This window comes from bacterium endosymbiont of Bathymodiolus sp. 5 South, assembly GCF_900128535.1.
Taxonomy (GTDB): domain Bacteria; phylum Pseudomonadota; class Gammaproteobacteria; order PS1; family Pseudothioglobaceae; genus Thiodubiliella.
In genome coordinates this window covers 1-24455 of record NZ_FQTR01000006.1, presented here as the reverse complement: position 1 = coordinate 24455, position 24455 = coordinate 1, and the positions used below count along the sequence as shown (strand labels likewise).

General features: G+C 38.0%; 22 protein-coding genes. 6 read left to right on the top strand and 16 right to left on the bottom strand.

What is annotated here, in order from left to right; translation table 11 throughout:
• Positions 1-53 precede the first annotated feature (53 nt).
• Positions 54-2168 (bottom strand): RelA/SpoT family protein, encoded by a 2115-nt coding sequence (locus BBROOKSOX_RS01545; protein WP_139659424.1) that lies wholly within the window; start codon positions 2166-2168, stop codon positions 54-56.
• Between the two features lie 95 nt (positions 2169-2263).
• Here BBROOKSOX_RS01545 and BBROOKSOX_RS01540 point away from each other — a divergent pair, with 95 nt between their 5' ends.
• From BBROOKSOX_RS01540 to ssb, 3 genes are all read left to right on the top strand, one after another.
• A complete protein-coding gene (locus tag BBROOKSOX_RS01540) occupies positions 2264-3031 on the top strand; it encodes an outer membrane protein assembly factor BamD (protein ID WP_139659423.1) in 768 nt (255 codons plus the stop codon).
• A gap of 77 nt (positions 3032-3108) precedes the next feature.
• Positions 3109-4272: an MFS transporter gene (locus tag BBROOKSOX_RS01535; protein ID WP_139659422.1), complete on the top strand. Its 1164-nt coding sequence runs from the start codon at positions 3109-3111 to the stop codon at positions 4270-4272.
• Between the two features lie 10 nt (positions 4273-4282).
• Positions 4283-4771, top strand: coding sequence for a single-stranded DNA-binding protein (gene ssb, locus BBROOKSOX_RS01530; protein ID WP_139659421.1), 489 nt, complete (start codon positions 4283-4285; stop codon positions 4769-4771).
• A 104-nt stretch (positions 4772-4875) separates the two neighbouring features.
• Here ssb and BBROOKSOX_RS01525 read toward each other — a convergent pair whose 3' ends face one another.
• Both BBROOKSOX_RS01525 and BBROOKSOX_RS12000 read right to left on the bottom strand, forming a co-directional pair.
• Positions 4876-5283 carry an HIT family protein gene (locus tag BBROOKSOX_RS01525; protein WP_139659418.1) on the bottom strand — a complete coding sequence of 136 codons (408 nt, stop codon included), beginning with the start codon at positions 5281-5283 and terminating at the stop codon, positions 4876-4878.
• 106 nt (positions 5284-5389) lie between these two features.
• Positions 5390-5809, bottom strand: a complete 420-nt coding sequence (locus BBROOKSOX_RS12000) for a hypothetical protein (protein ID WP_257607723.1) — start codon at positions 5807-5809, stop codon at positions 5390-5392.
• Positions 5810-6007: 198 nt separating this feature from the next.
• Here BBROOKSOX_RS12000 and metH point away from each other — a divergent pair, with 198 nt between their 5' ends.
• Positions 6008-9661: a methionine synthase gene (metH, locus tag BBROOKSOX_RS01515; protein WP_139659413.1), complete on the top strand. Its 3654-nt coding sequence runs from the start codon at positions 6008-6010 to the stop codon at positions 9659-9661.
• Positions 9662-9775: 114 nt separating this feature from the next.
• Here metH and BBROOKSOX_RS01510 read toward each other — a convergent pair whose 3' ends face one another.
• Genes BBROOKSOX_RS01510 through BBROOKSOX_RS01465 form a run of 10 tightly spaced genes read right to left on the bottom strand, consistent with a single transcriptional unit; the run spans position 9776 to position 18338 of the window.
• Positions 9776-11518: a SulP family inorganic anion transporter gene (locus BBROOKSOX_RS01510; RefSeq protein ID WP_139659411.1), complete on the bottom strand. Its 1743-nt coding sequence runs from the start codon at positions 11516-11518 to the stop codon at positions 9776-9778.
• On the bottom strand, positions 11515-11943 hold the full coding sequence (nusB, locus tag BBROOKSOX_RS01505) for a transcription antitermination factor NusB (protein WP_139659409.1): 429 nt from the start codon (positions 11941-11943) through the stop codon (positions 11515-11517). The genes BBROOKSOX_RS01510 and nusB overlap by 4 nt, the downstream gene beginning before the upstream one ends.
• Positions 11944-11946: 3 nt before the next feature.
• Positions 11947-12420 (bottom strand): 6,7-dimethyl-8-ribityllumazine synthase, encoded by a 474-nt coding sequence (ribH, locus tag BBROOKSOX_RS01500; RefSeq protein ID WP_139659407.1) that lies wholly within the window; start codon positions 12418-12420, stop codon positions 11947-11949.
• Positions 12420-13457, bottom strand: coding sequence for a 3,4-dihydroxy-2-butanone-4-phosphate synthase (gene ribB, locus BBROOKSOX_RS01495; RefSeq protein ID WP_139659404.1), 1038 nt, complete (start codon positions 13455-13457; stop codon positions 12420-12422). The genes ribH and ribB overlap by 1 nt, the downstream gene beginning before the upstream one ends.
• Positions 13458-13462: 5 nt before the next feature.
• On the bottom strand, positions 13463-14056 hold the full coding sequence (locus BBROOKSOX_RS01490; protein ID WP_139659401.1) for a riboflavin synthase: 594 nt from the start codon (positions 14054-14056) through the stop codon (positions 13463-13465).
• Positions 14057-14842, bottom strand: coding sequence for a YihY family inner membrane protein (locus tag BBROOKSOX_RS01485; protein WP_180323808.1), 786 nt, complete (start codon positions 14840-14842; stop codon positions 14057-14059). It lies immediately after the preceding gene.
• Positions 14839-14976, bottom strand: a complete 138-nt coding sequence (locus BBROOKSOX_RS01480) for a hypothetical protein (protein WP_218973690.1) — start codon at positions 14974-14976, stop codon at positions 14839-14841. Before BBROOKSOX_RS01480 ends, BBROOKSOX_RS01485 begins: the two co-directional genes overlap by 4 nt.
• A 16-nt stretch (positions 14977-14992) precedes the next feature.
• Positions 14993-15262: a hypothetical protein gene (locus BBROOKSOX_RS01475; protein ID WP_139659396.1), complete on the bottom strand. Its 270-nt coding sequence runs from the start codon at positions 15260-15262 to the stop codon at positions 14993-14995.
• A complete protein-coding gene (locus tag BBROOKSOX_RS01470; RefSeq protein ID WP_139659394.1) occupies positions 15259-16740 on the bottom strand; it encodes a hypothetical protein in 1482 nt (493 codons plus the stop codon). Before BBROOKSOX_RS01470 ends, BBROOKSOX_RS01475 begins: the two co-directional genes overlap by 4 nt.
• An 11-nt stretch (positions 16741-16751) precedes the next feature.
• The gene (locus tag BBROOKSOX_RS01465; protein ID WP_139659392.1) at positions 16752-18338 is read right to left on the bottom strand and encodes an ABC-F family ATPase; all 1587 of its coding nucleotides are present in this window, start codon (positions 18336-18338) and stop codon (positions 16752-16754) included.
• 88 nt (positions 18339-18426) lie between these two features.
• Between BBROOKSOX_RS01465 and ftsW the strand changes: the two genes are divergently transcribed.
• A complete protein-coding gene (gene ftsW, locus BBROOKSOX_RS01460) occupies positions 18427-19554 on the top strand; it encodes a putative lipid II flippase FtsW (protein WP_139659389.1) in 1128 nt (375 codons plus the stop codon).
• The gene (gene murG, locus BBROOKSOX_RS01455) at positions 19547-20572 is read left to right on the top strand and encodes an undecaprenyldiphospho-muramoylpentapeptide beta-N-acetylglucosaminyltransferase (RefSeq protein ID WP_139659388.1); all 1026 of its coding nucleotides are present in this window, start codon (positions 19547-19549) and stop codon (positions 20570-20572) included. The genes ftsW and murG overlap by 8 nt, the downstream gene beginning before the upstream one ends.
• On the opposite strand, the gene bioB is transcribed toward murG, so the two are convergent.
• The 3 genes from bioB to BBROOKSOX_RS01440 form a co-directional block, all read right to left on the bottom strand.
• Positions 20558-21517, bottom strand: a complete 960-nt coding sequence (gene bioB, locus BBROOKSOX_RS01450) for a biotin synthase BioB (RefSeq protein ID WP_139659385.1) — start codon at positions 21515-21517, stop codon at positions 20558-20560. The genes murG and bioB overlap by 15 nt on opposite strands.
• 107 nt (positions 21518-21624) lie before the next feature.
• Positions 21625-23040 carry a type I glutamate--ammonia ligase gene (gene glnA / locus BBROOKSOX_RS01445; protein WP_139659383.1) on the bottom strand — a complete coding sequence of 472 codons (1416 nt, stop codon included), beginning with the start codon at positions 23038-23040 and terminating at the stop codon, positions 21625-21627.
• 313 nt (positions 23041-23353) lie between these two features.
• Positions 23354-24455, bottom strand: a 1102-nt coding sequence (locus BBROOKSOX_RS01440) for a type I restriction-modification system subunit M (RefSeq protein ID WP_139659381.1), incomplete at its 5' end; no start/stop codon positions are given.

The window sequence follows — 24455 nt, the reverse complement described above, 5'->3', positions numbered from 1 at the left end:
AATTTTAATCCAAACCATGGGACCTTTGTATAAAATATGAGTGATTAGCAAATTTAACTTTTTTTATTGCTAACTCTACTCACTAAATAGACAAATTCTAGGCTTTTAATGGCGCCTATAACTTCGTCTAATTGCGAAAGACCCGATACGCTAATCAATAACTTTAGCGCACTCATTGAGTCACCGTCCTCTTCTACTTCTAAGTTCTCAATATTAACATTGGCTTTGGCAATAACATTGGCAATAGAAGCCAACATACCACGACGGTTCTCGTCTTTTACGCAAATCAACACTTCAAATTCTTCTTCATCATCCGCCTGCCAGTCCACTTCTAACCATTGCTCGTCTTTTTGCTTGGCACGAAGTAGATTGCCACAATCAAATCTATGTAGCACCAACCCTTTACTACTGGTCAATATGCCAGCCACTTTATCACCTGGAATCGGATAACAACAACGCGCACAACTGATAGAGTTATTTTTGGTGCTCTTGATGCTAATACGGTTATTTAACTCATCACCCTTTTTACCTTGAATTTTATTAAGCACAAAAGACACTAAAATTTCTGATAAAGCAATTTTCATATACAAATCTTGTTTAGAGTTGCACTTTAAGATTTTTAAACAAGCCTGCCATTTTTTTTCACTGATGGGCTTACCGTCACCTTGATAATCTAAGGCGTTGGTTAATAAATGTTCACCCAATCGTATTAATTTAGAAGCTGACTCTTCTTGTAAATTGTTTTTAATTGAGGCTTTTGCCTTTGTTGTAGCTACAATTTTTAGCCAAGATGGGTGTGGTCTAGCATTTTCATCGGTAATAATTTCAATCGTTTGTCCTGATTTTAGTTCAGTATCAAGCTTAACATTCGTTTGGTTGACCTTAACCCCAAGTGTTCTATTACCAACATTGGTATGGATAGCATAAGCAAAATCTAGCACTGTGGACTTATAGGGCAACTGGATAATTTGCCCCTTAGGGGTGAAAACAAACACTTCTGAAGGGGATAGATCAACTTTGGCACTCTCCAAAAATTCAATGGAAGTGTCTGAATTTTGATGAATATCTAATAATGAACCTATCCAATTATCAGCCAATACCGACGCATTAACATCTTCACCCTTGTAATGCCAATGCGCTGCAATGCCATATTCAGAGATAAAGTGCATCTCGTTTGTACGAATTTGCACCTCGATATAAACTTTACTTGGACCAAATAATACCGTGTGTAAGGACTGATAGCCATTAGTCTTTGGCAGGGCGATATAATCTTTAAATTTACCAGGGACAGGTTTGTATAGATTGTGAATAATACCCAGTGCTTGATAACACTGAGTCATATCGTCTACAACTACCCTAAATGCATATATGTCAAGCATTTCAGAAAATTTATGATGAGTGCCTTTCATCTTCTTATAAATGCTAGAGGTTGTTTTTCTACGCCCACTGGTCTTAATATTAGCCAACCCTTCTTGTCTTAAGCGAAATTTAATCTCATCCTGAATTTTTTCAATAATGGCTTTTAAATTGCCGTAGCGTTTATTAATTTCACGATTTAACACCTGATAGCGATAAGGATGAGTGTACTCAAAACACAATTCTTCTAATTCTTTGTTGATATTGTTTAAACCTAAACGGCGTGCGATTGGCGCGTGAATTTCAGTGGTTTCTTTGGCAATTATTCGTTGCTTCTCACTCGTCATTGATTGTAGTGTACGCATATTGTGTAGGCGGTCAGCGAGTTTAATCATAATGACTCGCATATCCGTAGCCATTGCCAAAAACAATTTTCTAAAGTTTTGCGCCTGCTGTTCAATATTTGAGCGAAATTCTAAACCTGTTAATTTTGAAACCCCGTCTACGATATGTGCCACTTCTTCATTAAAATCTCGGACAATATCTTCTCGTGTAAGCGTGGTGTCTTCAATGCAATCATGCAGTAGTGCTGCAACAATGCAATGATAATCCAACTTTAATTTTGCTAAAATCATTGCCACATTAATTGGGTGGAATACATAAGCCTCGCCTGTTCTACGATACTGTCCGTCGTGAGCTATTGCTGCTAGCATATAAGCTCGATAAACGCCTTCAACCTGTTCTTTTGGCATATAAGTGTCTAATACCATACATAAGTCACTAATTAGAATTCTTTTTTCGGATAAAGGCATTTGAATATTGTTAATGTTAATGTTAATATTACCTATTATAATGCAAGTGTCTCAGTATAATACTTACGCATATTCATAAATAATCAGTTTTAATAATGAAAAATATAATCAAACTAACCATAACACTATCGCTACTAAGTTTATCACTAAGTGGTTGCTTTTTGAATAACGAGAAAAAAAGAGAATCCATTACCAAGGGTTGGTCGCCTAAAACCTTTTTCCAACAAGCGAAAAACTCCGACTCAACAGAAGAATCTATTGAATTATTTGAACAACTACAAGCCGCTTACCCAGGCTCTAAGTATGCATTGCAGTCTAAATTAGAGATTGCTTACCGACTTTATAAAAATGAAGATTATAATGCAGCGATTTTACGCCTTAATAACTATATTAAGCTTTATCCTGAGCATTTTTCAACGCCCTATGCTTATTACCTTCGTGGTGTTATTTCAGAAGATAAATCTCGCTCCATCTTAGATAATTACCTGACTGACAACGCCCAGCGTGATGTGAAATCCGTACGCAATGCATTCAACTACTACATGGCTTTAATTGACAAATTCCCTAACACCGAATACACGGAAGAAGCAAAAACACGCCTAATTATTTTGAGAAATATTCTTGCTAGGCATGAGCTATTCGTTGCTGTCTATTACACCACAAGAGAGGCGAATATTGCCGCTATTAACCGTACCAAATTCATTATTGAAAAATATCCAAATACACCCTCAGTCCCTGCGGCATTACATTTAATGGCACGCAACTATGATAGTCTCGGCATGGATAAGCTAGCAAAAGATGCACGCCGCGTCTTAAAGAAAAGTTACCCTATCTATGAGCCACATTACACTTTAGATGACTAGTTCGGAAATCTTAAAACCCGCTAGTAATTTCAAAGTTTGCCTTGTGGATGCTTTCTATCTATTTAAGTTAGCTTAGTATGACTAAACAAGAGCGTTTCTTTGCGCTTAAAATATCATCTATTATGGCAACTCGGCTATTTGGATTATTTATGATATTTCCAGTGTTCTCAGTGTACGCCATGCAATACAAGAACACAACACCTTATTTGATTGGCTTGGCAATTGGTATTTACGGTTTAACACAAGCACTGTTACAAATTCCATTTGGTTATTTATCTGACCAATTTGGTCGCAAGCCATTACTTATTATCGGATTGGTCTTTTTCTTTATCGGTAGCGTGGTGACTGCTAATGCTACCGATATTATTCATGTGGTGGTTGGTAGAGCGTTACAAGGTAGTGGCGCTATTTCTGCAGTATTAATGGCTTTCTTGGCAGATTTTGTTGCTGAAGGCCAACGTTCTAAGGCAAATGCCTTTGTAGGAATGCAAATTGGGCTGGCATTTATGCTCTCACTACTGATTGGACCAATAATTACGGTAAATTTAGGCATTTCAGGGCTTTTTTGGGTCATTGCTGGTTTGTCTATCGTCGCATTGATCATTGTTACCACATTGCCATATGTTAAGCCACATACACAATACTCACTATCAATACCCAACATTAAACAGGTCTTAACCGCTAAATTGCTTAAATTAGATTTTAGTGTCTTTACGCTACACTTAATTCTTACTTGTGCTTTTATCGTTATGCCAGTGTTACTGGTGGAAAACAACATTGTTGCCGCCGACTTAAAAGACAATTGGAGTGTCTACTTACCAGTAATGCTGTTATCTTTTGTTGGTATGTTGCCAATTATTATCTTAGCTGAAAAATTTCAAAAACATAAAGCGATGATTCTTGTTGCGATTACGATAATGATTATCAGTCAAATTCTGTTTTATCAAACCTCCTTAACTTACCTCACATTCTCAACCTTACTAACGCTGTTTTTTATTGCTTTTAATGCAATGGAAGCTATGTTGCCCTCACTTATATCCAAGATTGCAACAGATGATAAACGCGGCTTAGCAATGGGGTTGTATTCCACTTCGCAGTTTTTAGGTGCGTTCGTTGGTGGCATATTCGGCGGGTGGATTTACAACATATATGATTTAAATAGTGTATTCTTATTCACTACATTAATGGCAATAATTTGGCTGGGCGTTATGCTCACCATGAAACAACAAAAAACCTTATAGGAGAAGCAATATGGCAGGTATTAACAAAGTAATTTTAGTCGGTAATTTAGGTGCAAAACCAGAAGTAAAATACGGCTCAACTGGTAACGCAGTAACCAATTTATCAGTGGCAACCAGTGAATCTTGGACGGATAAAAACACAGGTCAAAAACAAGAAAGAACAGAATGGCATCGTGTGAGTTTGTTTGGTAAATTGGCTGAAATTGCTGGTCAATACCTAGATAAAGGCTCTAAGGTTTATGTGGAAGGAAAATTACAAACGCGTAAATGGCAAGACCAATCAGGCGCTGATCGTTACACGACTGAAGTTGTTGTATCTGGCTTTAACGGCACTTTGCAAATGCTAGACCGCCGTGATAATAATACAGGTGCTGGTGCACCAGCACCACAGCAAGCCGCTCCCGCTCCTACTGCACCTATGCAGCAACAAACTCAAGCTGCTATTGACCCTATCACACCTGTTGATAACGGTGGTTTTGATGACGACATTCCATTCTAGACACCCAAAGGGTATTTACAAATCTTAATGAAACCTTGTAAGTATCCTTAAAAAAATACCGACAAACAAAAGCCCGCTTTAGCGGGCTTTTGTTTGTTTTGGTATTATTTTGCTCTAACCCTATTTTTCTTATCATCCCAATAGTTGGCTTTATTCTTTAACACCCAACGCACACCACCTTTAGGGTCTTCAACATCACCTTTATACCTTGGGATTAAATGCACATGTAAATGCATCACGCTTTGACCTGCAGCCTGACCATTATTGACACCAATATTGTAACCATCAGGTGAAAATTCCTCATCTAATATTTTCTTGGCATTTTGCACAGCCTCACCGAGGGCTAACAATTCTTCTTTTGTGGCTTCAAAATAGGTTGCAAAATGCCTTTTAGGCACAATTAGTGTATGCCCTGGCGATGCTGGGTAGCTATCAATAAAGGTTTTTGTGTAATCGCATTCGCCGATGATTCGCTCATCTCTTAATGTACAAAAAATACAATCATTACTCATGGTTTGTGTGGGTTTAAGGAAAGTGCGTTATTTTACCTATTGTCAATTTTTTAGCAATAAAAAAGCCCGCAAAAGCAGGCTATTTTATTAACTTTTCTTGTAAGTGTTATCTAGCATTTCTCACAGGTCCATTGTAACGGTAATTATTACCGTTGCCTCGATTCCAAGAGTTGTATGGATTGTAACCATAACCATTATTATTATAATTGTTACCCCAACCATTGTTGTCAAACTCATCAAACATATTACTCATTTCTTCAAAATACCAACTAGGCTCCCAAAACTCATAAGGGTTATAACCAAAAATACCGTTATCTTGCTGGTAACCATAATTATTGTTGTTATAACCATTACTCCATGGGCCATTGTTATTACCCCAAAAAGCATTGGCACTCAATGACACTGCAAATAGTGCGATTGTAAATATTTTTTTCATATTGCTCCTCCGTATGACAATTAAACAGTTTTGATATTGTGAGACCTTTACATAAATAGGGATGATTAGCAAAATCCAATTTTTGCCCAATTGGTGATTTCTTTAAACCTTGTCCTAGCAGGACTAAGGCTGGATTTAAAAAATCACCAAGTGGGTGAAAAGTGGATTTTTGATGATTGTTCCTATTTATGCAAAGATCTCATTGTAACATATTCATGTTTTTTAAAGGCTACTTTAAAAACCAAGCGTGTTATTAGCAAGAGTTACCTTTGGGTATAATGCTTAAAGATGAGTACACAAAAGTTGCTACAATCCCTTTTACAACAACGAATCTTAGTGTTAGATGGTGCTATGGGTACAATGATTCAAAAGCACAAACTCTCAGAAGAAGATTATCGTGGTGCGCGTTTTAAGGATTGGCATATTTTTGTTCAGGGTAATAACGACCTGCTCTCTTTAACGCAACCAAAAATCATTCAAGATATTCATCGTGCTTATTTGGAAGTGGGTGCCGATATTATTGAAACCAATACTTTTAATGCCTCACGCACTTCTATGGCTGACTATGAAATGCAAGATTTGGCGTATGAAATTAATGTGGAAAGCGCCAAACTTGCCAAACAAGCCTGTCATGAATTTTCAACAGATGACAAGCCACGCTTTGTTGCCGGCGTTATCGGACCGACTTCACGCACTTGCTCGCTTTCACCTGATGTGAATGACCCAGGCTTTAGAAATGTGAGTTTTGATGAGTTGGTTGGTGTTTATTCGCAGTCAACACGCGCACTGATTGAAGGCGGCGCAGATATCATCCTCATTGAAACCATCTTTGATACACTCAACGCTAAGGCGGCTATCTTCGCTGTGCAACAAGTATTTGAAGACGATGATGTTGAATTACCGATTATGATTTCAGGTACTATTACAGATGCTTCAGGACGCACCCTATCTGGTCAAATGACTGAAGCTTTCTATAATTCACTGCGACACGCCAAACCTATTTCTATTGGGCTTAACTGTGCGCTTGGTCCTGATTTATTACGCCAATATGTGGCTGAAATGTCGCGTGTGGCAGATTGCTTTGTCTCAGCGCATCCAAATGCTGGACTGCCGAATGAATTCGGTGAATATGACTTAGGCGCTAGCACAATGAGCAAGCAAGTTGGTGAATGGGCTGAGTCTGGTTTGGTTAATATCTTAGGTGGTTGTTGTGGCTCCACCCCCGAGCACATCAAAGCGATTGCTGACGCCATTGATGGTTTAGCCCCTAGGAAAATCCCGAAGATACCACTAGAATGCCGATTATCAGGTTTAGAAGCCTTTAACATTGGTAGCGAATCTTTATTTGTAAATATTGGCGAGCGTGCTAATATTACAGGTTCAGCCAAATTTAAACGCCTTATTCTTAACGAAGAATATGAAGGGGCACTTGATATTTGCCGCACGCAAGTTGAAGAAGGCGCACAAGTGGTTGATATTAATATGGATGAAGGCATGCTTGACGGTAAGGCTGCCATGATTCGTTTTATGAATTTAATTGCTTCTGAACCGGATATCTCCAAAGTACCAATAATGGTGGATTCAAGTAAGTGGGATATTATTGAAGCGGGGCTTAAATGCACACAAGGTAAGCCGATTGTTAACTCTATCTCACTCAAAGAAGGTAAGGAAAACTTTGTTAAATACGCACATCTGTGCAAGCGTTACGGTGCAGCTATTATCGTTATGGCATTTGATGAAACAGGTCAGGCAGACACACAGGCACGCAAAATAGAGATTTGCACCAATGCTTACAATATCCTAGTTGATGAGGTTAATTTTCCAGCAGAAGACATTATTTTTGACCCAAATATTTTTGCCATTGCTACAGGTATTGCAGAACACAACAACTATGGCGTTGATTTTATTGAAGCCACGCGCATTATTAATAAAAATCTACCTTACGCCAAAATATCTGGTGGCGTCTCTAATGTGTCATTCTCATTTAGAGGCAACAATCCAGTACGCGAGGCAATTCATTCCGTATTCTTGTATCACGCTATCAAAGCGGGTATGACTATGGGAATCGTTAATGCAGGGCAATTGGTCGTTTATGATGACATTGATCCCAAACTTAAAAAGTGCGTTGAAGATGTGGTACTTAATACGGATGATCAGGCTGGCGAGCGCCTGGTGGATATCGCCGCTCAATTCTCTGGTTCGCTTGAACAAAAAGACAACAGTAAAGACTTAGAATGGCGCACATGGGCAGTAGAAAAACGCCTAGAACACGCGCTAGTTAAAGGCATTACTAAATACATTGATGAAGATACCCAAGAAGCCTTTGATAAGCTGGGTCGCCCTATTCTTGTTATTGAAGGCCCATTAATGACGGGTATGAATATCGTTGGTGATTTATTTGGTGCCGGCAAAATGTTCTTGCCACAAGTGGTGAAGTCTGCCCGTGTGATGAAAAAATCCGTCGCCTACTTAGACCCATTTTTACAAGCCGAAAAACAAGATTGCGCCTCCACCTCACAAGGCAAAATCTTAATGGCAACTGTTAAAGGCGATGTGCACGATATTGGTAAAAACATTGTTGGCGTAGTGCTTTCTTGTAATAATTATGAGATTGTTGATTTAGGTGTGATGGTGCCCACCGAAACCATTTTAGAAACTGCCAGAAAAGAAAATGTGGATATTATTGGACTATCTGGGCTCATCACCCCCTCACTCGATGAAATGGTGTTTGTCGCCAAGGAGATGACCCGTCAGGGCTTTGAATTACCCTTAATGATTGGCGGTGCCACCACCTCTAAAGCACATACAGCCGTAAAAATTGAGCCAGAATATAGTCATGGCGTGTTCTATGTACAAGATGCTTCCAAATCTGTTGGCGTAGCAAGCGCCCTACTCTCCACAACCTTAAAGCCAAAACTTTTAGCCGACACCAAAGCCGACTATGAAACGGTGCGACAGCGTCGCGCCAACAAAGGCAAAAGCAAACTTATCTCTTTAGAAAAAGCCAGATCCAACAAGCCTAACATCTCTTTTAACACCATTGTTAAACCAAAAAAACTAGGCATCCATGTTTTTAAAGACTATGATCTGGCTGAAATTTTTAAATTTATTGACTGGGTGCCATTTTTCCGCACTTGGGAGTTAGCTGGCAAATTCCCCGATATTTTAACAGATGAGGTTGTAGGTGAATCTGCCAGCGCACTGTTTGATGACGCTAAAGCTTTATTTAAAAAAGTAATTGATGAAAAACTGCTCACTGCCAATGCCGTTATCGGCATTTTCCCAGCCAACAGCATTAATGAAGATATTGAGCTATATGATGAAAATGACGAAGTGCTCATGACCCTGAACCACCTACGCCAACAGTTAGATAAAAAAGGCAACATGCCAAACTTCTGTTTAAGCGACTTCATTGCCCCAAAAGACAACGATATTCAAGACTATATGGGTGCTTTTGCCGTAACCACTGGCATTCATATCGAGCCACTCATCGCCGCATTTGAAGCCGACCATGATGATTACAACTCAATCATGATTAAAGCCGTGGCTGACCGACTAGCCGAAGCCTTTACCGAACTTATGCACTTTAAACTACGCACCGAGCTTTGGGGTTATAGCTCTGAGGCGTTTGACAACAACCAACTCATCCAAGAAAAGTTTGATGGCATCCGCCCTGCCCCTGGCTATCCATCTTGCCCTGAGCACAGCGAAAAAGAAAAACTATGGGATTTGCTTAATGTTGAGAAAAACACAGGTATGACTCTTACCAGTTCGTATGCCATGCTACCCACTGCTAGCGTCAGTGGCTGGTATTTCGCCAATCCTGATGCTAAATACTTCGGTGTGGCAAAAATCAACCAAGCGCAACTAGAAGATTACGCCAAACGCAAAGGCGTTTCAATTGAACAAGCGGAAAGATTACTATCCCCCAATCTAGAATAAACTTGTTTCTCGTTTTTATTTTCTACTAAAAATACCCACAAAGTTAATAGACACTTCTAAGAGAATTTATTACCAACGATAAATTTTGCCACTTCTTCTATATTTTTTAACAAACTAACGACACTCATTAAATATTTTTGCATCGCATTGAGTACAAATATCACGCTCAAGTCGCCTATAAATAGTACGAATGGCAACACTTTTTGAATCAAAGAAGTTTATTCTGCTAATTTTTTCAAAAAAATGGGCTTGTGCTAAAAACTGATACACCGGTGCTTTAAGCCCAACAAAATATAAGCCTCCACCTTTTCTCTTTAATCTGTTGTGCTCGGAGGCTAAAGTTTCCATACCTGACAAATCTATAAAATTAATGCCACTGGCAACAATCAGAATATGGTGAATATTTTGCCCATCAGATATCTTTTCAATTTTTTTCTGAATATGGTTAATTGAGCCAAAATAAATCGACATATCAACCCGAATTATTTTTAACTGTGGGCACTGTCTAAGTGGCTTTTTAGCAATATTTACAAAATTTCTAGAGCCTTCATTATTCATGTTATCGATTGACAAAGTAGGGATTCTCGGGGTTGAAGTTTTTGCTAAAAACAACACTAAAGATAATAACACGCCTAAATAAATAGCGAATTCTAGCTCAAGGAATAGCGTTGCTAAAAAAGTTGTGATTAAAATTGCAGATTCTGATTTACTGTATTTAAAAATCTTGACAACATGGCGAGCATCAATCAAATTATAAGCAACGAGTAAAATAACACCACCCATAGCCGCAATTGGCAGATAAGCCGTTAGTGGTGCAATCAGTAATACAATAATCATCAAAAACAGTGCAGCAAAAATAGCAGAAAGTGGTGTTTTTGCACCAGATTCATAATTAATACCCGATCTGGTAAAAGAACCTGAGCCTGCATAACTAGAAAAGAAACTGCCCACTATATTAGATAGCCCTTGCCCAACAAATTCTTGATTGGGGTTGATTCTTTGATTGGATTTTGCAGCAACCGCCCTGCTAATTGAAACCGCTTCAATCAAACCCAATAGTGCAATTGCAAAAGCCTCGGATGCTAGCGTAGAAAATGTAGAAAATGAAAAATTAGGCATTGATAAAGGGGGTAAATGCGCAGGAATTTCACCCACCAAAGCAATATTGGTTGATATTCCAAATCTGGGTAAGTAAAAGGCTAAAACACTACCCAGCACCATGCCAATTAGAAGGTTAGGAGATTTTGGCAAAAATCTTTTAAATAAGATCGCGCTAAATAGCGTTACTAATGCGATTATTAGCAGATAAATATCAAAACCAGCAAAGCCTTGATATAAATCAATCCAAACATGCAAAAACGATTCCCCTGTAGGCACATAAATACCAGTGATGTGCTTTAATTGACTGGTTGCAATTAAAATTGCCGCACCTGAGGTAAAGCCAATAATCACCGTATGTGAGACAAAGTTTACCAAAGTTCCAAATCTGGCCAAACCAAAGGCAAACTGATAAACCCCAGCAAGAAAAGTTAAAGTCAGTGCCATTGAGATAAATTCTGGCGAACCTGGTTCAACGTGCCTGCTAATAGTGGAAAACATAACAATAGAAATGGCAGTGGTTGGCCCTGAAATCAAGTGGTAGGATGAGCCAAATAATGCAGCAATAATGGGGGTAACCATTGCTGTGTATAAGCCGTATTCTGGTGGCAACCCTGCAATGGTTGCAAAAGCAACACCTTGAGGTAAGACGACCACTGCGCCAGTAAAGCCTGCAATGATATCTGCTTTGATGGTGTTTTTATTGATGGTTTTAAACCATGCCAAGAAGGGTAATAATGCGATTAATTTAGTTTTCATGCGTTGTTTGTTTCTATTGTTCTTAATTTTTTAGCCAATTTGTCTAGTGAAGCATTAATGAGCTTAAATCCACCTTCAGCACCGTATAGTTTAGCAATTTCAAGCGCCTCATTAATGACGACTTTGTAAGGTACCTCAATTGAGTTTTGTAACTCGTATGCACCCAAATACAGCACAGCGTGCTCCACTGAACCGAGCTCGTCAGTATCACGACTGATGGTAGGTGCAATGAGTTCGTCTAACTCAGTGCGATTTCTTAAAATATTGATAAAAAGGTTGGAAAAGAAGGCTTTTGAAATTTTTCCAGACTTTTGATTTAAAAATTGTTGTTCGATTTGTAGCACTTCGCCACCTGATAGCATGTATTGATATAAAGCTTGAACGACTCGCTCTCTAGAACGATGTTTAGGGGTTGTGAACGTCATTGTCTAAATCTGGTCAAATAAATATAGCATTTCAATCATCGCCATGGTTGCCTCTTCACCTTTATTGCCTTTATAACCGCCTGCTCTACCGATGGTTTGCTCCATATTACTAGTGGTAAGCACGCCAAAGGTGGTCGGCACTTCATACTGGTACGATACATCTGCTACGCCTCGCGCACATTCACTACATACAAAATCAAAATGCGGGGTTTCACCGTTAATGACTGCACCTAAAGTCACAATGCCGTGATATTTGCCACTTTTTGCTAATTTTTTTGCCAGTAATGGGATTTCAAAAGCACCCGGCGCATAGAAAATATCAACATTATTCTCATCAATACCGTATTTAGAAAGCGTCTGTTGCGCACCAATTAATAACTTATCGCCAATTTCTTGGTAAAAATAACCCACAGTGATGGCAATTTTCTTATCTTTTAGAAAATTATCATTGTTATCTTTATCAAATTTAAAATTCATTATTTTCCACCTGTAATATATTCAACCACTTCTAAGCCAAAACCCTTTAAGGCATTTAGCTTTCTTGGGCTGCCTAAAATACGCATTTTCCCAACACCTAAATCAGACAAAATTTGTGCACCAACACCATAGGTTTTAACATCGCTACTGGCTTCGTGTGGACGAATAAGTAAAAACACACCACTTTGTTCCTTGCTAATATATGCCAGTGCATCATTAACATGCAGAGATTTGGTGTTTTCTTGCAATATATCGGCAAACACATTCTCCATATGCACGCGCACACAAACGGGGGTGTCTTTGTCGATATTACCTTTGACTAAAGCAGTGTGTGTTTGTTGGTGGATACTATCTAAGAATGAGACTAATGTCCATTCACCGTATTTGGTGTTAAATGGGCGCTCATCAATACGCTCAATGGTTTTTTCATTTTCCACTCGGTAAGAAATCAAATCTTCAATCGTACCCCACTTAATATCGTGTTTTTCAGCAAACAACCCCAAATCATCACGGCGTGCCATTGAACCGTCTTCATTTAAAATCTCAACAATCACTGAGGCGGGCTCCAAACCTGCAAGGCGTGCTAAGTCACAACCTGCTTCTGTGTGTCCTGGACGAATCAACACGCCACCGGGTTGTGCCATTAATGGGAAAATATGCCCTGGTTGTACAATATCAGCAGGTCGGGCGTTTGGTGCGACAGCGTCGAGTACAGTTTTTGCTCTATCTGCTGCTGAGATGCCTGTTGTAACCCCTGTAGAAGCCTCAATAGAAACGGTAAAGTTAGTGCCATTGGCATCGTTATTTTGCGTTACCATGAGTGGTAAATTTAACTGCTTGCAGCGCTCTTGAGTCAGAGTTAAACAAATCAAACCCCTGCCATGCGTTGCCATAAAGTTAATATCTTCTTTGGTACAAGTGGCTGCAGGGATGATTAAATCCCCTTCGTTTTCACGCCCCTCATCATCCATCAAGATAATCATCTTGCCTTGCTTATAATCTTCCAATATTGCTTCAATGCTGGCTTTAATCTTCATTTTTATTATTTATTTTTTATCAACTGTTCAAGGTGTCGGGCAATAATATCTACTTCCAAGTTAACACTATCGCCTGTGTTTAAACGCCCTAGCGTCGTTGCTGTTAATGTATGTGGCACAATATTAATGTCAAAATCATTGGCTTCAATGCTATTGACTGTGAGACTTACCCCATTGACGGTAATTGAGCCTTTTCTAGCAATGTATTTTACCAAAGACTGAGCCACATTGACTTTAAAACGCATTGACTCGCCTTCCAATGTTTTATCAATAATTTTACCCTGCCCATCCACATGCCCGCTCACTAAATGTCCATCAATACCCTGATTAAGGGTTAATGCCTTTTCAAGATTTATCGCATCACCAATTGATAAGTCATCAAAAGTAGAGCAATTTAGCGTCTCCTGAGAGACATCTGCTGTAAAACACTCCTTTTCAATTTCAATGACAGTTAAACACACGCCATTTACTGCAATGCTATCACCAATTGCCACCGTAGAAAAGTCCAAACCACTTGAGGAAAAAGTAAACACTGCGCCTTTGTCATACATAGTTTTGCTTTTAACTTGACCAATGGCTTGAATAATACCTGTAAACATTTATTGACTCTCTTTTTGATGCAAACAAAAACTCACACTGGCGCCAAATAATATCAATACCCAAGAAAAATAAACCCAAAGCATAAATAAAAGTAACATTGATAATGCACCGTAAATCAATTCATATAGTGAGAAATAGTTAATGTAAATAAACAAAATATATTTTAAAATTTCTAAGAAAAATGCCGTCATAAAACCCGATTTAATTGCATTTTTAAAAGTAACTTTTTCACTTGGGATAAAATAATACAACAAACTTAGCCCAATTGCTGAAAGGATAATGGGCAAGCTAGAGACAAAAATTCCACCTATTGGCACGAATACAAAAAAATTTGAAGCACTCAAGTAGGAACTAACAAACAAAGACCCCGCTAAGAACAGCGGACCTAAAGCCAACACCAATAAATATATGAGCAAATCCAAACCAAAATGACGCGTTTTTTTTGCCTCCCATACTGAGTTAATACGATGCTCCACTTCACGAAATAAGAAAAATACTGCCACCAATAAAAATAACACACTAATACCTTTAAGTTTTTGTGCACTAGCGATAAATTGATGAATGTAGTGATTCACTGCTTCGTAATTTTGTGGCAATAACTGTTGAAACAAAAAATCCTCTAAAAGTTGCTGTAAATCAGCAAAATATGGCGATAAAGAAAACACACTAAATACCAAAGTCAGCGTTGGTACAACCGCAAACAATGTGGAAAACGCCAAAACCGCTGCTGAGTCTAAGCCATTTTTTGCCTTTAAATGCGTTAGCGCTGATTTTAAGATGTTCACGATTCTTTGTAAGCGTACTCTGGCAAATCTTTTGCCTCAATGCGTTTAACCTGTTTTTTTTCACTGTCCCATGCTACGACATACTGCCCCAAAGCTTTTTTAATGGCTAAAGCTTTACTAACATTCTTTTTCATAGATATTAGAACTTCTTTATCGTTTAGCATTTTTGACCCTTAAGATTTCACCCATTGTGTTTTGATTATAAACAGTGAGATTGTCTTTTAATATATTTTTCAATCTCAATAAGCATAAATTTACCACTCTAAATTGAGATAAATCAGGGGTATTAGATGAAATTCCTATAACAATTAAATCTGCGTTAATAAAAGTTGCCTGACTGTTTTTAAAACAATCCAATGCCAAGGTGGTTTTTCTAAAACCGTTAACTCTTGCAATAATTGTTAAAGTGGGATTATTCATAATTTTTTGCTGTATTTTCTGAATGCTTGAATAGTTTGGTAAATCAACAGCCCTTCAATAATTCTAAACAAAAAATCCCAGAAATAACTCCACCCACTCCAATGATATTCGTTAATAAATAACACCTTATGTGTGGGGTTTAAAAATTCAAATATATTCCTCCAATAGTTTGAATTATAACCATCAAGAAAACTACACAAAACAAAAAAATAAAACACAATAGAAAGAAGTAGCAACAAACGTAAAGGTTTCCAAAAACTCAAACCAAAATTATTTGTACGCTTATTAAACCACAAAGTCGCTCTATCCGACCACGAGTAGCTTTTATTTCCTTTGACCAATTTTCTATAAAACTCCATTTCTTTGGCATAAAACTTTACTGCTTGTGGCTGGTCGTTATTTCTCAATGCTACATTTTTTAAAGTCCTGTAGGAGTCTTGTTGTTTGCTAAGTTTAGAGGTGTCATTATTACATTGCCCAACCCCTACAACTTTATCACTCCAAATTATATTTGTATAATCAATTTCAGTAAAAATATTATCAAATATTTTTATTTCTGTAAAACTTGATAAATTAATACTCTGGAAGTTTGTTTTGCCAATAGAGGTATTGTCAATTTGAAACTTTTTATTGCCTTTTGTTTCATCTTCTTCACAAGGGTTATCGAAATATTTATGCTTGATCTTTAAAATATTGATTTTATAAAGTTTAAAATTCCCTATATTCCTAAAATTTGTAAGCTGGAAATTTTTAAAATGACAATCCCCGATACTTAATTCTGTATTTTGTGGAAGTTTTAAATTTGATAAAACAAAATCCTCAACACTAACAAAGCCAATTCTTAAATATACTCCATCATTAACAGAACAATTTTTTAAATGTAATTTACTAAGGTGTAGTTTTGTTTTTTGAGCAATTTCATATTCGCTAAAATCTGTTCCACCTGGCAATTGCAGTCTTCGTTCACTATTTCTAATTTTAAGTTTTTTAGAAAAATGACACTGATTAAAAATAAACGATAAGTCATTTTTATTATGGTCAAACTCTATTAAACATTCATCTTCAAATTTTGCATTCCAAAAAGCAAAATTTGGAATACTTATAACTCCAACTTTAAAAAGCCGATCAGAAACACCAGAAACACCAAAAACACCATACCCTTGCTTTATTGTTACTTTTTTTAAAAAAATATTATTACAAAAAATATATAAAACCGATTCTACTTCTGTTGATGAAGAAAAATCAATTAAAGGTAGCTCAAAATTAAAGATACATTTTTCATCGAGATATTTCTTGTTTGTACTTATATCGTCTAAAAACTTAAAGTCTTCTCCTTTTGTTACTTTAAAATTTTCTTCACATTCCCTTAAGGAATTTATCACTAGGTATCGCTCATTTTCTATTGTTACCCAACCATCCTCCCCTACATCTATCTTTTCGTTTCTATAGAGAATGTGTTTGCATTTTGATTCTGACATAAAGATTGACTTTATTTTTGTGATTTCAAATAGTCTTCGTAATTGCCAGAATAATAGTGAGCGCCAGTTTCTGTTAACTCTACCACTTTGGTAGATAGAGAAGAGACAAACTCTCTATCATGGCTAACAAAGATAAGGGTGCCTTCGTAGTTTTCCAACGCCAGATTGAGTGCTTCGATAGACTCCATATCCAAGTGGTTGGTTGGCTCATCCATGACCAACACATTTGGGTTTTGCAGCATTAACTTGCCAAATAACATTCTACCCTTCTCGCCACCAGAAAGCGCTTTGATGCTTTTGTCAATATCATTTTTACCAAATAACATCTTGCCTAGAACAGAGCGCATATCTTGTATTTCTTGACTGGGCTTTTTAAATTGTGCCATCCAGTCCAGCACACTCATATCTTCTTCAAAATCAGCGCTATGGTCTTGTGCGTAATAGCCAATATTAACATTTTCACTCCACTTTATTTTCCCTTTGTCAGCTTCAAGTTCGCCAACCAGCGTGCGTAACAGTGTGGTTTTACCAATACCATTTTGCCCAATAATGGCGACACGTTGACCCACTTCAAACAAAAAATTAATATCTTTTAATACCTGTAAATCACCAAAACTTTTGCTTAAACCTTCTACCTCAATAATGTTTCTGTGTAGCGCCTTATCCTGTCTAAAATTAATATAAGGACTAACGCGTGATGACGGTCTCATATCATCTAGCACAATCTTATCTAGCTGTTTTAGGCGTGAAGTCGCTTGCTTGGATTTAGAAGCATTGGCTGAAAATCGTGAAACAAAGTGCTTAAGTTCCTTCATTTTTGCTTCTTTTTTGGCGTTATCACTTTGCATCTTCTCTTGAATAGCGGTCGCTGCAATCATAAAATCATCGTAATTACCCGGAAAAGTCTTTAGCGCGCCATAATCCAAGTCCGACATATGTGTACACACGCCATTTAAGAAATGTCTATCATGCGAAATAATCACCATTGTGGCTTTACGGGCTTTTAATACCCCTTCTAACCAGCGGATTGAGTTAATGTCTAAATTGTTGGTTGGCTCATCAAGTAGTAAAATTTCAGGATCAGAGAATAAAGCCTGTGCCAATAGTACACGCAGTTTCCAACCTGGTGCGATTTCACTCATTAGTCCGTAGTGTTGGTCTTCAGGGATATCTAAGCCTAACAGCAACTCACTGGCTGAAGATTCTGCCATATAACCATCCATTTCAGCAAATTCCATCTCTAATTCTGCAACCTTAACTCCATCTTTTTCGCTCATCTCTGGCAAAGCGTAAATACGGTCTCTTTCTGCTTTAATTTTCCAAAGCTTTTCATGCCCCATAATAACGGCATCAACCACACGAAAATCTTCAAAAGCAAATTGATCCTGACGCAAAACCCCCAATCTCTCACCATCACTAATGCCAACCGTACCGCTCGTTGGGGTTAATTCACCCGTCAAAATTTTCATAAAAGTTGATTTGCCGCAACCATTTGCACCAATCAAGCCATAACGGTTGTTGTCAGAAAATTTGATAGAAATATTTTCAAATAAAGGTTTTTCACCAAATTGCATGGTGATGTTAGCAGTAGAAATCATAGGTATGTATTTAGAATTTATAAAACGCAACATTATCCCATATCAGCCGTTAGTCCAACTTAAATAAATAGGATAAAATGCAGGACTTATGTTTGACACGATTGAGCAAAAACCCGACAAAAAATTATTACTTGCCATTTTGGCATTAACCCTATTTGGTTGGATAATGTCATCTTCTGCTTCAGTTGGGCATTTTGGCACTTTTTCTTTTGCATTCAAGCAAGGTGTTTTTATTCTTTTAGGTGTTGTTACTGGTGTTGTTATCTTGAAATTGCCACTTTCATTTTTTAAAAAACACTCTCTACTCGTTTTTGGGCTGACACTTTTCTTGCTTTTTCTCGTGTTTATTCCTGGTATTGGTGCGGGAAAAATTAACGGTGCTTATCGTTGGATTGATTTAGGATTGTTTAACTTTCAGCCTTCTGAGATGATGAAGGTGGTTATGATTTTATTTATGGCTAATTTTTTAGTTGAACAAGAAGAGCATATAACTAAATCGTTAAAAGGTTTTTTCGGGGCTTTATTTATTGTTGGTTTGTCTGGCGCACTCACGATAGCGGAAACCGACCTTGGTGCTACCATCATTATTACCGTAACGGCACTTATTATGGTGTTTATAGCGGGCTCTTATGTCAAAGAGTTATTTTATATTGGCGCTACAATTCTATCTGGGTTTGCTATTTTTGTTTATTTCAACCCAGCAAGGTGGAACAGAGTCATATCGTTTTGGACTAATGACCTATGGGGCAAAGATGGCGTATATCAAACCAAACAAGCGTTACTCGGCATTGCTAGAGGTGATTGGTTTGGCACAGGATTAGGCTCTGGCATTCAAAAATACACAAAATTACCAGAGCCTCATACCGATATGATTTTTGCGATAACAGGTGAAGAGCTTGGTATTGCTGGCATGTTGTTTATTTTACTGAGTTTTGCTTATATTTTAACCAAAGGCTTCAAAATTGCTGCCAAAGCGTCCAAAGATGGTAGAAAATACAGCTACTATGTTGCCTACGGTATTTGTTCATGGTTTGCCATGCAAATTAGTGTCAATATTGCGATGAATATCGGTCTAATGCCTATTAAAGGTTTTACTTTACCACTCATTAGTTATGGTGGTAGTAGTATGATTTTTACTATTATTGCACTGGCGTTATTGCTTAGAATAGATATGGAAAACAGAGCAGATTACAGTAAACGAAGATCCTATGTCTAAAACAACACAAAAAAAAACTATTTTAATTATGGCAGGTGGTACTGGTGGGCATATATTTCCTGCCTTGGCAATTGCTAAAGAACTAAGCACGCATTCTGTTAATATTGAATGGCTAGGCTCAAAACGCGGTATGGAAAACACGCTTGTGCCTAAACACAATATCAAACTCCACAGCGTCAGTGCCGTTGGTTTGCGTGGCAAAAATCTATTAACACTGATCAAGGCACCTTTTTTGTTGTTAATCGCCCTACTTCAAACCTTTAAAGTGTTTCTTAACCTTAAACCTGATGTCGTGCTAGGTATGGGTGGTTTTGCCTCAGGACTCGGCGGTATAGTAGCATGGTTGCTGCGTATCCCTCTAGTGGTTCACGAGCAAAACTCCATTCCTGGCACGACCAACAAAATCCTCTCTAAATTTGCCACACAAACCTTTCAAGCCTTTGACGGTACATTTAGTAGTGCAATCACCTCTGGAAACCCTGTGTTGTTTAAGCCTAAAACGAATAGTACCACCAACAACAAACTTAATTTATTGATCGTTGGTGGCAGTCTAGGCTCTAAACCTATCAACGATATTGTTAGCCAACTGCAACTTGATATCAACATTTGGCATCAAACTGGCAAACAACACTTAGACACTGTTAGGAGTAAATATAGCAATAAAAATGCAAAAATAACCCCATTTATTGACGATATGGCACAGGCCTATGCGTGGGCAGATGTGGTTTTGTGTCGTGCTGGTGCGATGACCGTATCAGAATTAATACTATCAGCCAAGCCCAGCATTTTAATCCCCCTGCCGCATGCTATTGATAACCATCAATTTTATAACGCTAAAATTTTAGCCGACAATAAGGCTGGAATATTAATTGAGCAAAAAGATTTAACGCTTGAATTGCTTGAAAAAACGCTACTTAAACTCGATAAAACACAGACACAACAAATATCAGAAAATATCAAAAAACTGGCAAAGCCCGATGCTGCAAAACTAATCAGTGATTATTTAATGAGGGTTTGACAACGCTTGATTGATACCCAATCTTTTAAATAAAATTTGATCCGTATTGGTATCTGGGTTATCCGTTGTTAATAGCTGTTCGCCATAAAAGATAGAGTTTGCACCCGCAAAAAAACACAGTGCTTGCATTGCCTCCCCCATCTCTGTACGCCCTGCTGATAGACGCACCACTGATTTTGGCATCATAATGCGTGCCACTGCAATAGTGCGGACAAATTCACTTTCTGTTGGTGGCGCGACTTTTTCGAACGGTGTACCAGGGATTGGCACTAAGAGATTTATCGGTACACTGCCTGGGTGCTTTTCTAAATTAGCCAAAGAACGCAACATAGATGCCCTATCGGTTTGCCCTTCGCCCAAACCTAAAATACCGCCACTACAGACATTAATATCAGCATTTTGCACCGATTCTAATGTGTCTAATCGGTCTTGAAAATTGCGTGTGGTAATCACATTTGAATAGTTTTCTTCTGAGGTATCAAGGTTATGATTGTAATAATCCAATCCCGCCTCTTTCAAGGTAAATGCTTGTGCTGGCGTCAACATACCTAAAGTAACACAGGTTTCCATTCCCATCGCCTTTACGCCTTGAATCATCGGGATAACCTTATCTAAACTCTTATCGGTAGGATTGCGCCACGCAGCACCCATACAAAAGCGTGTTGCGCCCTTATCTTTGGCTTCTTGTGCTTGCTTGAGAACCGCATCAACTTCCATTAATTTTTCACGCTCTAAACCTGTATCGTATTTAGAGCTTTGCGAACAATACGAACAATCTTCAGGGCAAGCACCTGTTTTAATATTTAATAAAGAGCTGACTTGCACCTGATTTGGATTAAAGTTTTCTCTATGAAGCGTATGCGCTTGAAATAACAAATCATTAAAAGGCAGTGCAAATAAGGCCTCCACCTCTGCCAATGTCCAATCATGTCTTAATTCTTTCATAAATTATCTCATTTTATCTCATTAAATAAGTTTTGCTATTTTACAGGCTTTTAGACATAAAAAAGCCGTGCAAAAACACGGCTTTTTATGGGTTAAAACTAAGTTTATTAACAGCTGTAATACAGATCAAACTCAACGGGATGAGGGGAAGCGCGCAACGCTGTTACCTCTCCCATTTTAAGTTCAATAAATGAATCGATCACATTATCAGTAAACACACCACCTTGCTTTAAAAACTCACGGTCTTTATCAAGTGCTGCCAGTGCTTGATCTAGTGAGCTACAAACTTTAGGAATAGATGCTTTTTCTTTTTCGCTTAATTCGTACAAATCTTCATCACCTGGCTTGCCTGGGTCAATCTTATTTTTAATACCGTCAAGACCCGCCATGAGCATCGCTGAAAATGCAAGATATGGATTAGCCGTTGGATCTGGAAAACGCACCTCAATACGACGACCTTTTGGATTAGACACAAAAGGAATACGAATAGCAGCAGAACGGTTTTTAGCCGAATATGCCAACATTTCTGGTGCTTCAAAGCCAGGTACCAAACGCTTGTAAGAGTTGGTAGAAGAGTTAGTGAAAGCATTAAGCGCCTGAGCGTGCTTAATAATGCCACCAATATAGTAAAGTGCCATTTGACTCAACTTACCATATTCATCACCATCAAATAAGTTTTTACCATCTTTGGTAATTGACTGGTGAACATGCATACCGTTACCATTGTCAACCGCAATTGGCTTCGGCATAAAAGTTGCTGTTTTGCCATACATATGTGCTACATTATGGATGCAGTATTTTAAAATTTGAGTTTCATCGGCTTTCTTGACTAAAGTATTATACAAAGCACCAATTTCACATTGACCTGCTGTGCCTACTTCATGGTGATGCACCTCAGTGACCACCCCCATCTCTTCAATGGCCAAACACATTTGTGAGCGTAAATCATGCAGTGAATCCACAGGTGGTACTGGGAAATAGCCGCCTTTAATTCTAGGGCGGTGTCCTTTGTTGCCACCTTCAAAATCAGAACCCGACTCCCAGTCTGCTTCTTCAGAATTAATTTCATAAAACGCCTTACCCAAGCCAAAACCTGTGTCCCACTTGACGCTATCAAAAACAAAAAATTCTGGCTCATTGCCAAAATAAGCCGTGTCGCCAATTCCTGTTTCATTTAAATAATCTTCAGCGCGTTTGGCAATAGAACGAGGGTCTTTTTCATAGCCCTTCATATCATTGGATTCAATAATGTCGCAAGTAATATTCAAAGTAGATTCTTCGGTAAACGGATCTAAAACTGCCGTTGCTGTATCTGGCTTCATGATCATATCAGATTCATTAATTGGCTTCCAGCCAGCAATCGAAGAGCCATCAAACATTTGCCCCTCTTCTAGCTTCTCAGCATTGATGGTGTGAGCTGGCACACTTACATGCTGCTCCTTACCTATCGTATCGGTAAAACGAAAATCAATGAATTTAACTTCGTTATCCCCTATCATTTTCATTACATTTTTTGCGGACATATCTTCTCCTATTTTTTAAATTAGTTAGTTCTAACAATCATTGTTAAGCAGTCTGCGCCGTTGCAAACAAAATTCTTATTATCATAAAAACAATCGCATAATTCTACCCTATTTTCAATGTCATTATTTCCAAAATCTATAAATAATGGCTGGATAGCGGTTTAGACAATGCTCTTAAAAGTTTGTGGTGATAATTTGTAAAAAACCCTAAGTGTTTGTTATTAACTTTTTTTTAAATTGAGCAGAAACATCCATTTTAAAATCCGTTAACAAAGGATAGTGCTATCCTTTTAATTTGGAATGATGGCTGTTATCAAGGAGATTTTAATAAATTGACGCCCAACTCTTTTAAATATGCATTATGCTCATCAGTAAATTTTTTAATATCGCTTTCAGTTTTTGCCAATGCTTGGTTAACTTCTGCTAAATTAATCACTTTCTCAGGCTTGGCAGTACTGACATATCTTGAAATATTTAAATTAAAATCATTTTTTTCTATTTCACTTAATTCAACACGACGAGAATATCGTGCTTCCTCTACCCTGTATTGATAAGTATCCACAATTTTATCAATATGTCTGTCGTCCAAACGATTTTGCCGTTTGTCTTTGGTAAAATGCTCGCTGGCATTGATAAAAAGCACATCATCACTTTTTTTGCATTTTTTTAAAACCAAAATACACACAGGAATACCTGTAGAAAAAAACAGTTTGGCAGGCAAGCCAATCACTGTATCTATATGCCCGTCTTTAAGTAATTTTGTGCGTATTCTCGCCTCCGCTCCGCCACGAAACAAGACACCATGTGGTAGGATGATTGCCATTGTTCCTTCATTGTCCAAAAAGTGAAAACCGTGCAATAAAAAAGCAAAATCAGCCGCACTTTTTGGGGCTAAGCCATAATTTGCAAAGCGAAAATCTTTAGCCAATTCCTCAGTCGGATTCCACCGCAGTGAAAATGGTGGATTAGCAACGATGGCATCAAAGCGCATTTTTTTGGCTGGATTTTCCTCACTGAGAATGCCCCACTCATTGGTCAAAGAATCGCCATGAGAAATATTAAATTCGTTATCTTTCACCCCGTGCAACAACATATTCATTCGTGCTAGGTTATAAGTGGTGATATTTTTCTCTTGAGCAAAGATTTTACTCACGCCGTATTCACCCATCTGCTTACGCACATTTAGAATTAACGAGCCAGAGCCACAGGCAAAATCAAACACGCTACCCAATTTTTTCTTTTTATCCATACTTGGGTCTTGGCTATCAAGTGAGACAATACGAGAAAGGATGGTAGAGACTTGTTGCGGCGTATAAAACTCCCCTGCTTTTTTCCCCCCGCCTGCGGCAAATTGTCCAATTAAATACTCATAAGCATCACCCAAAGCATCACTGTCGTTAGAAAAATCTGCAATG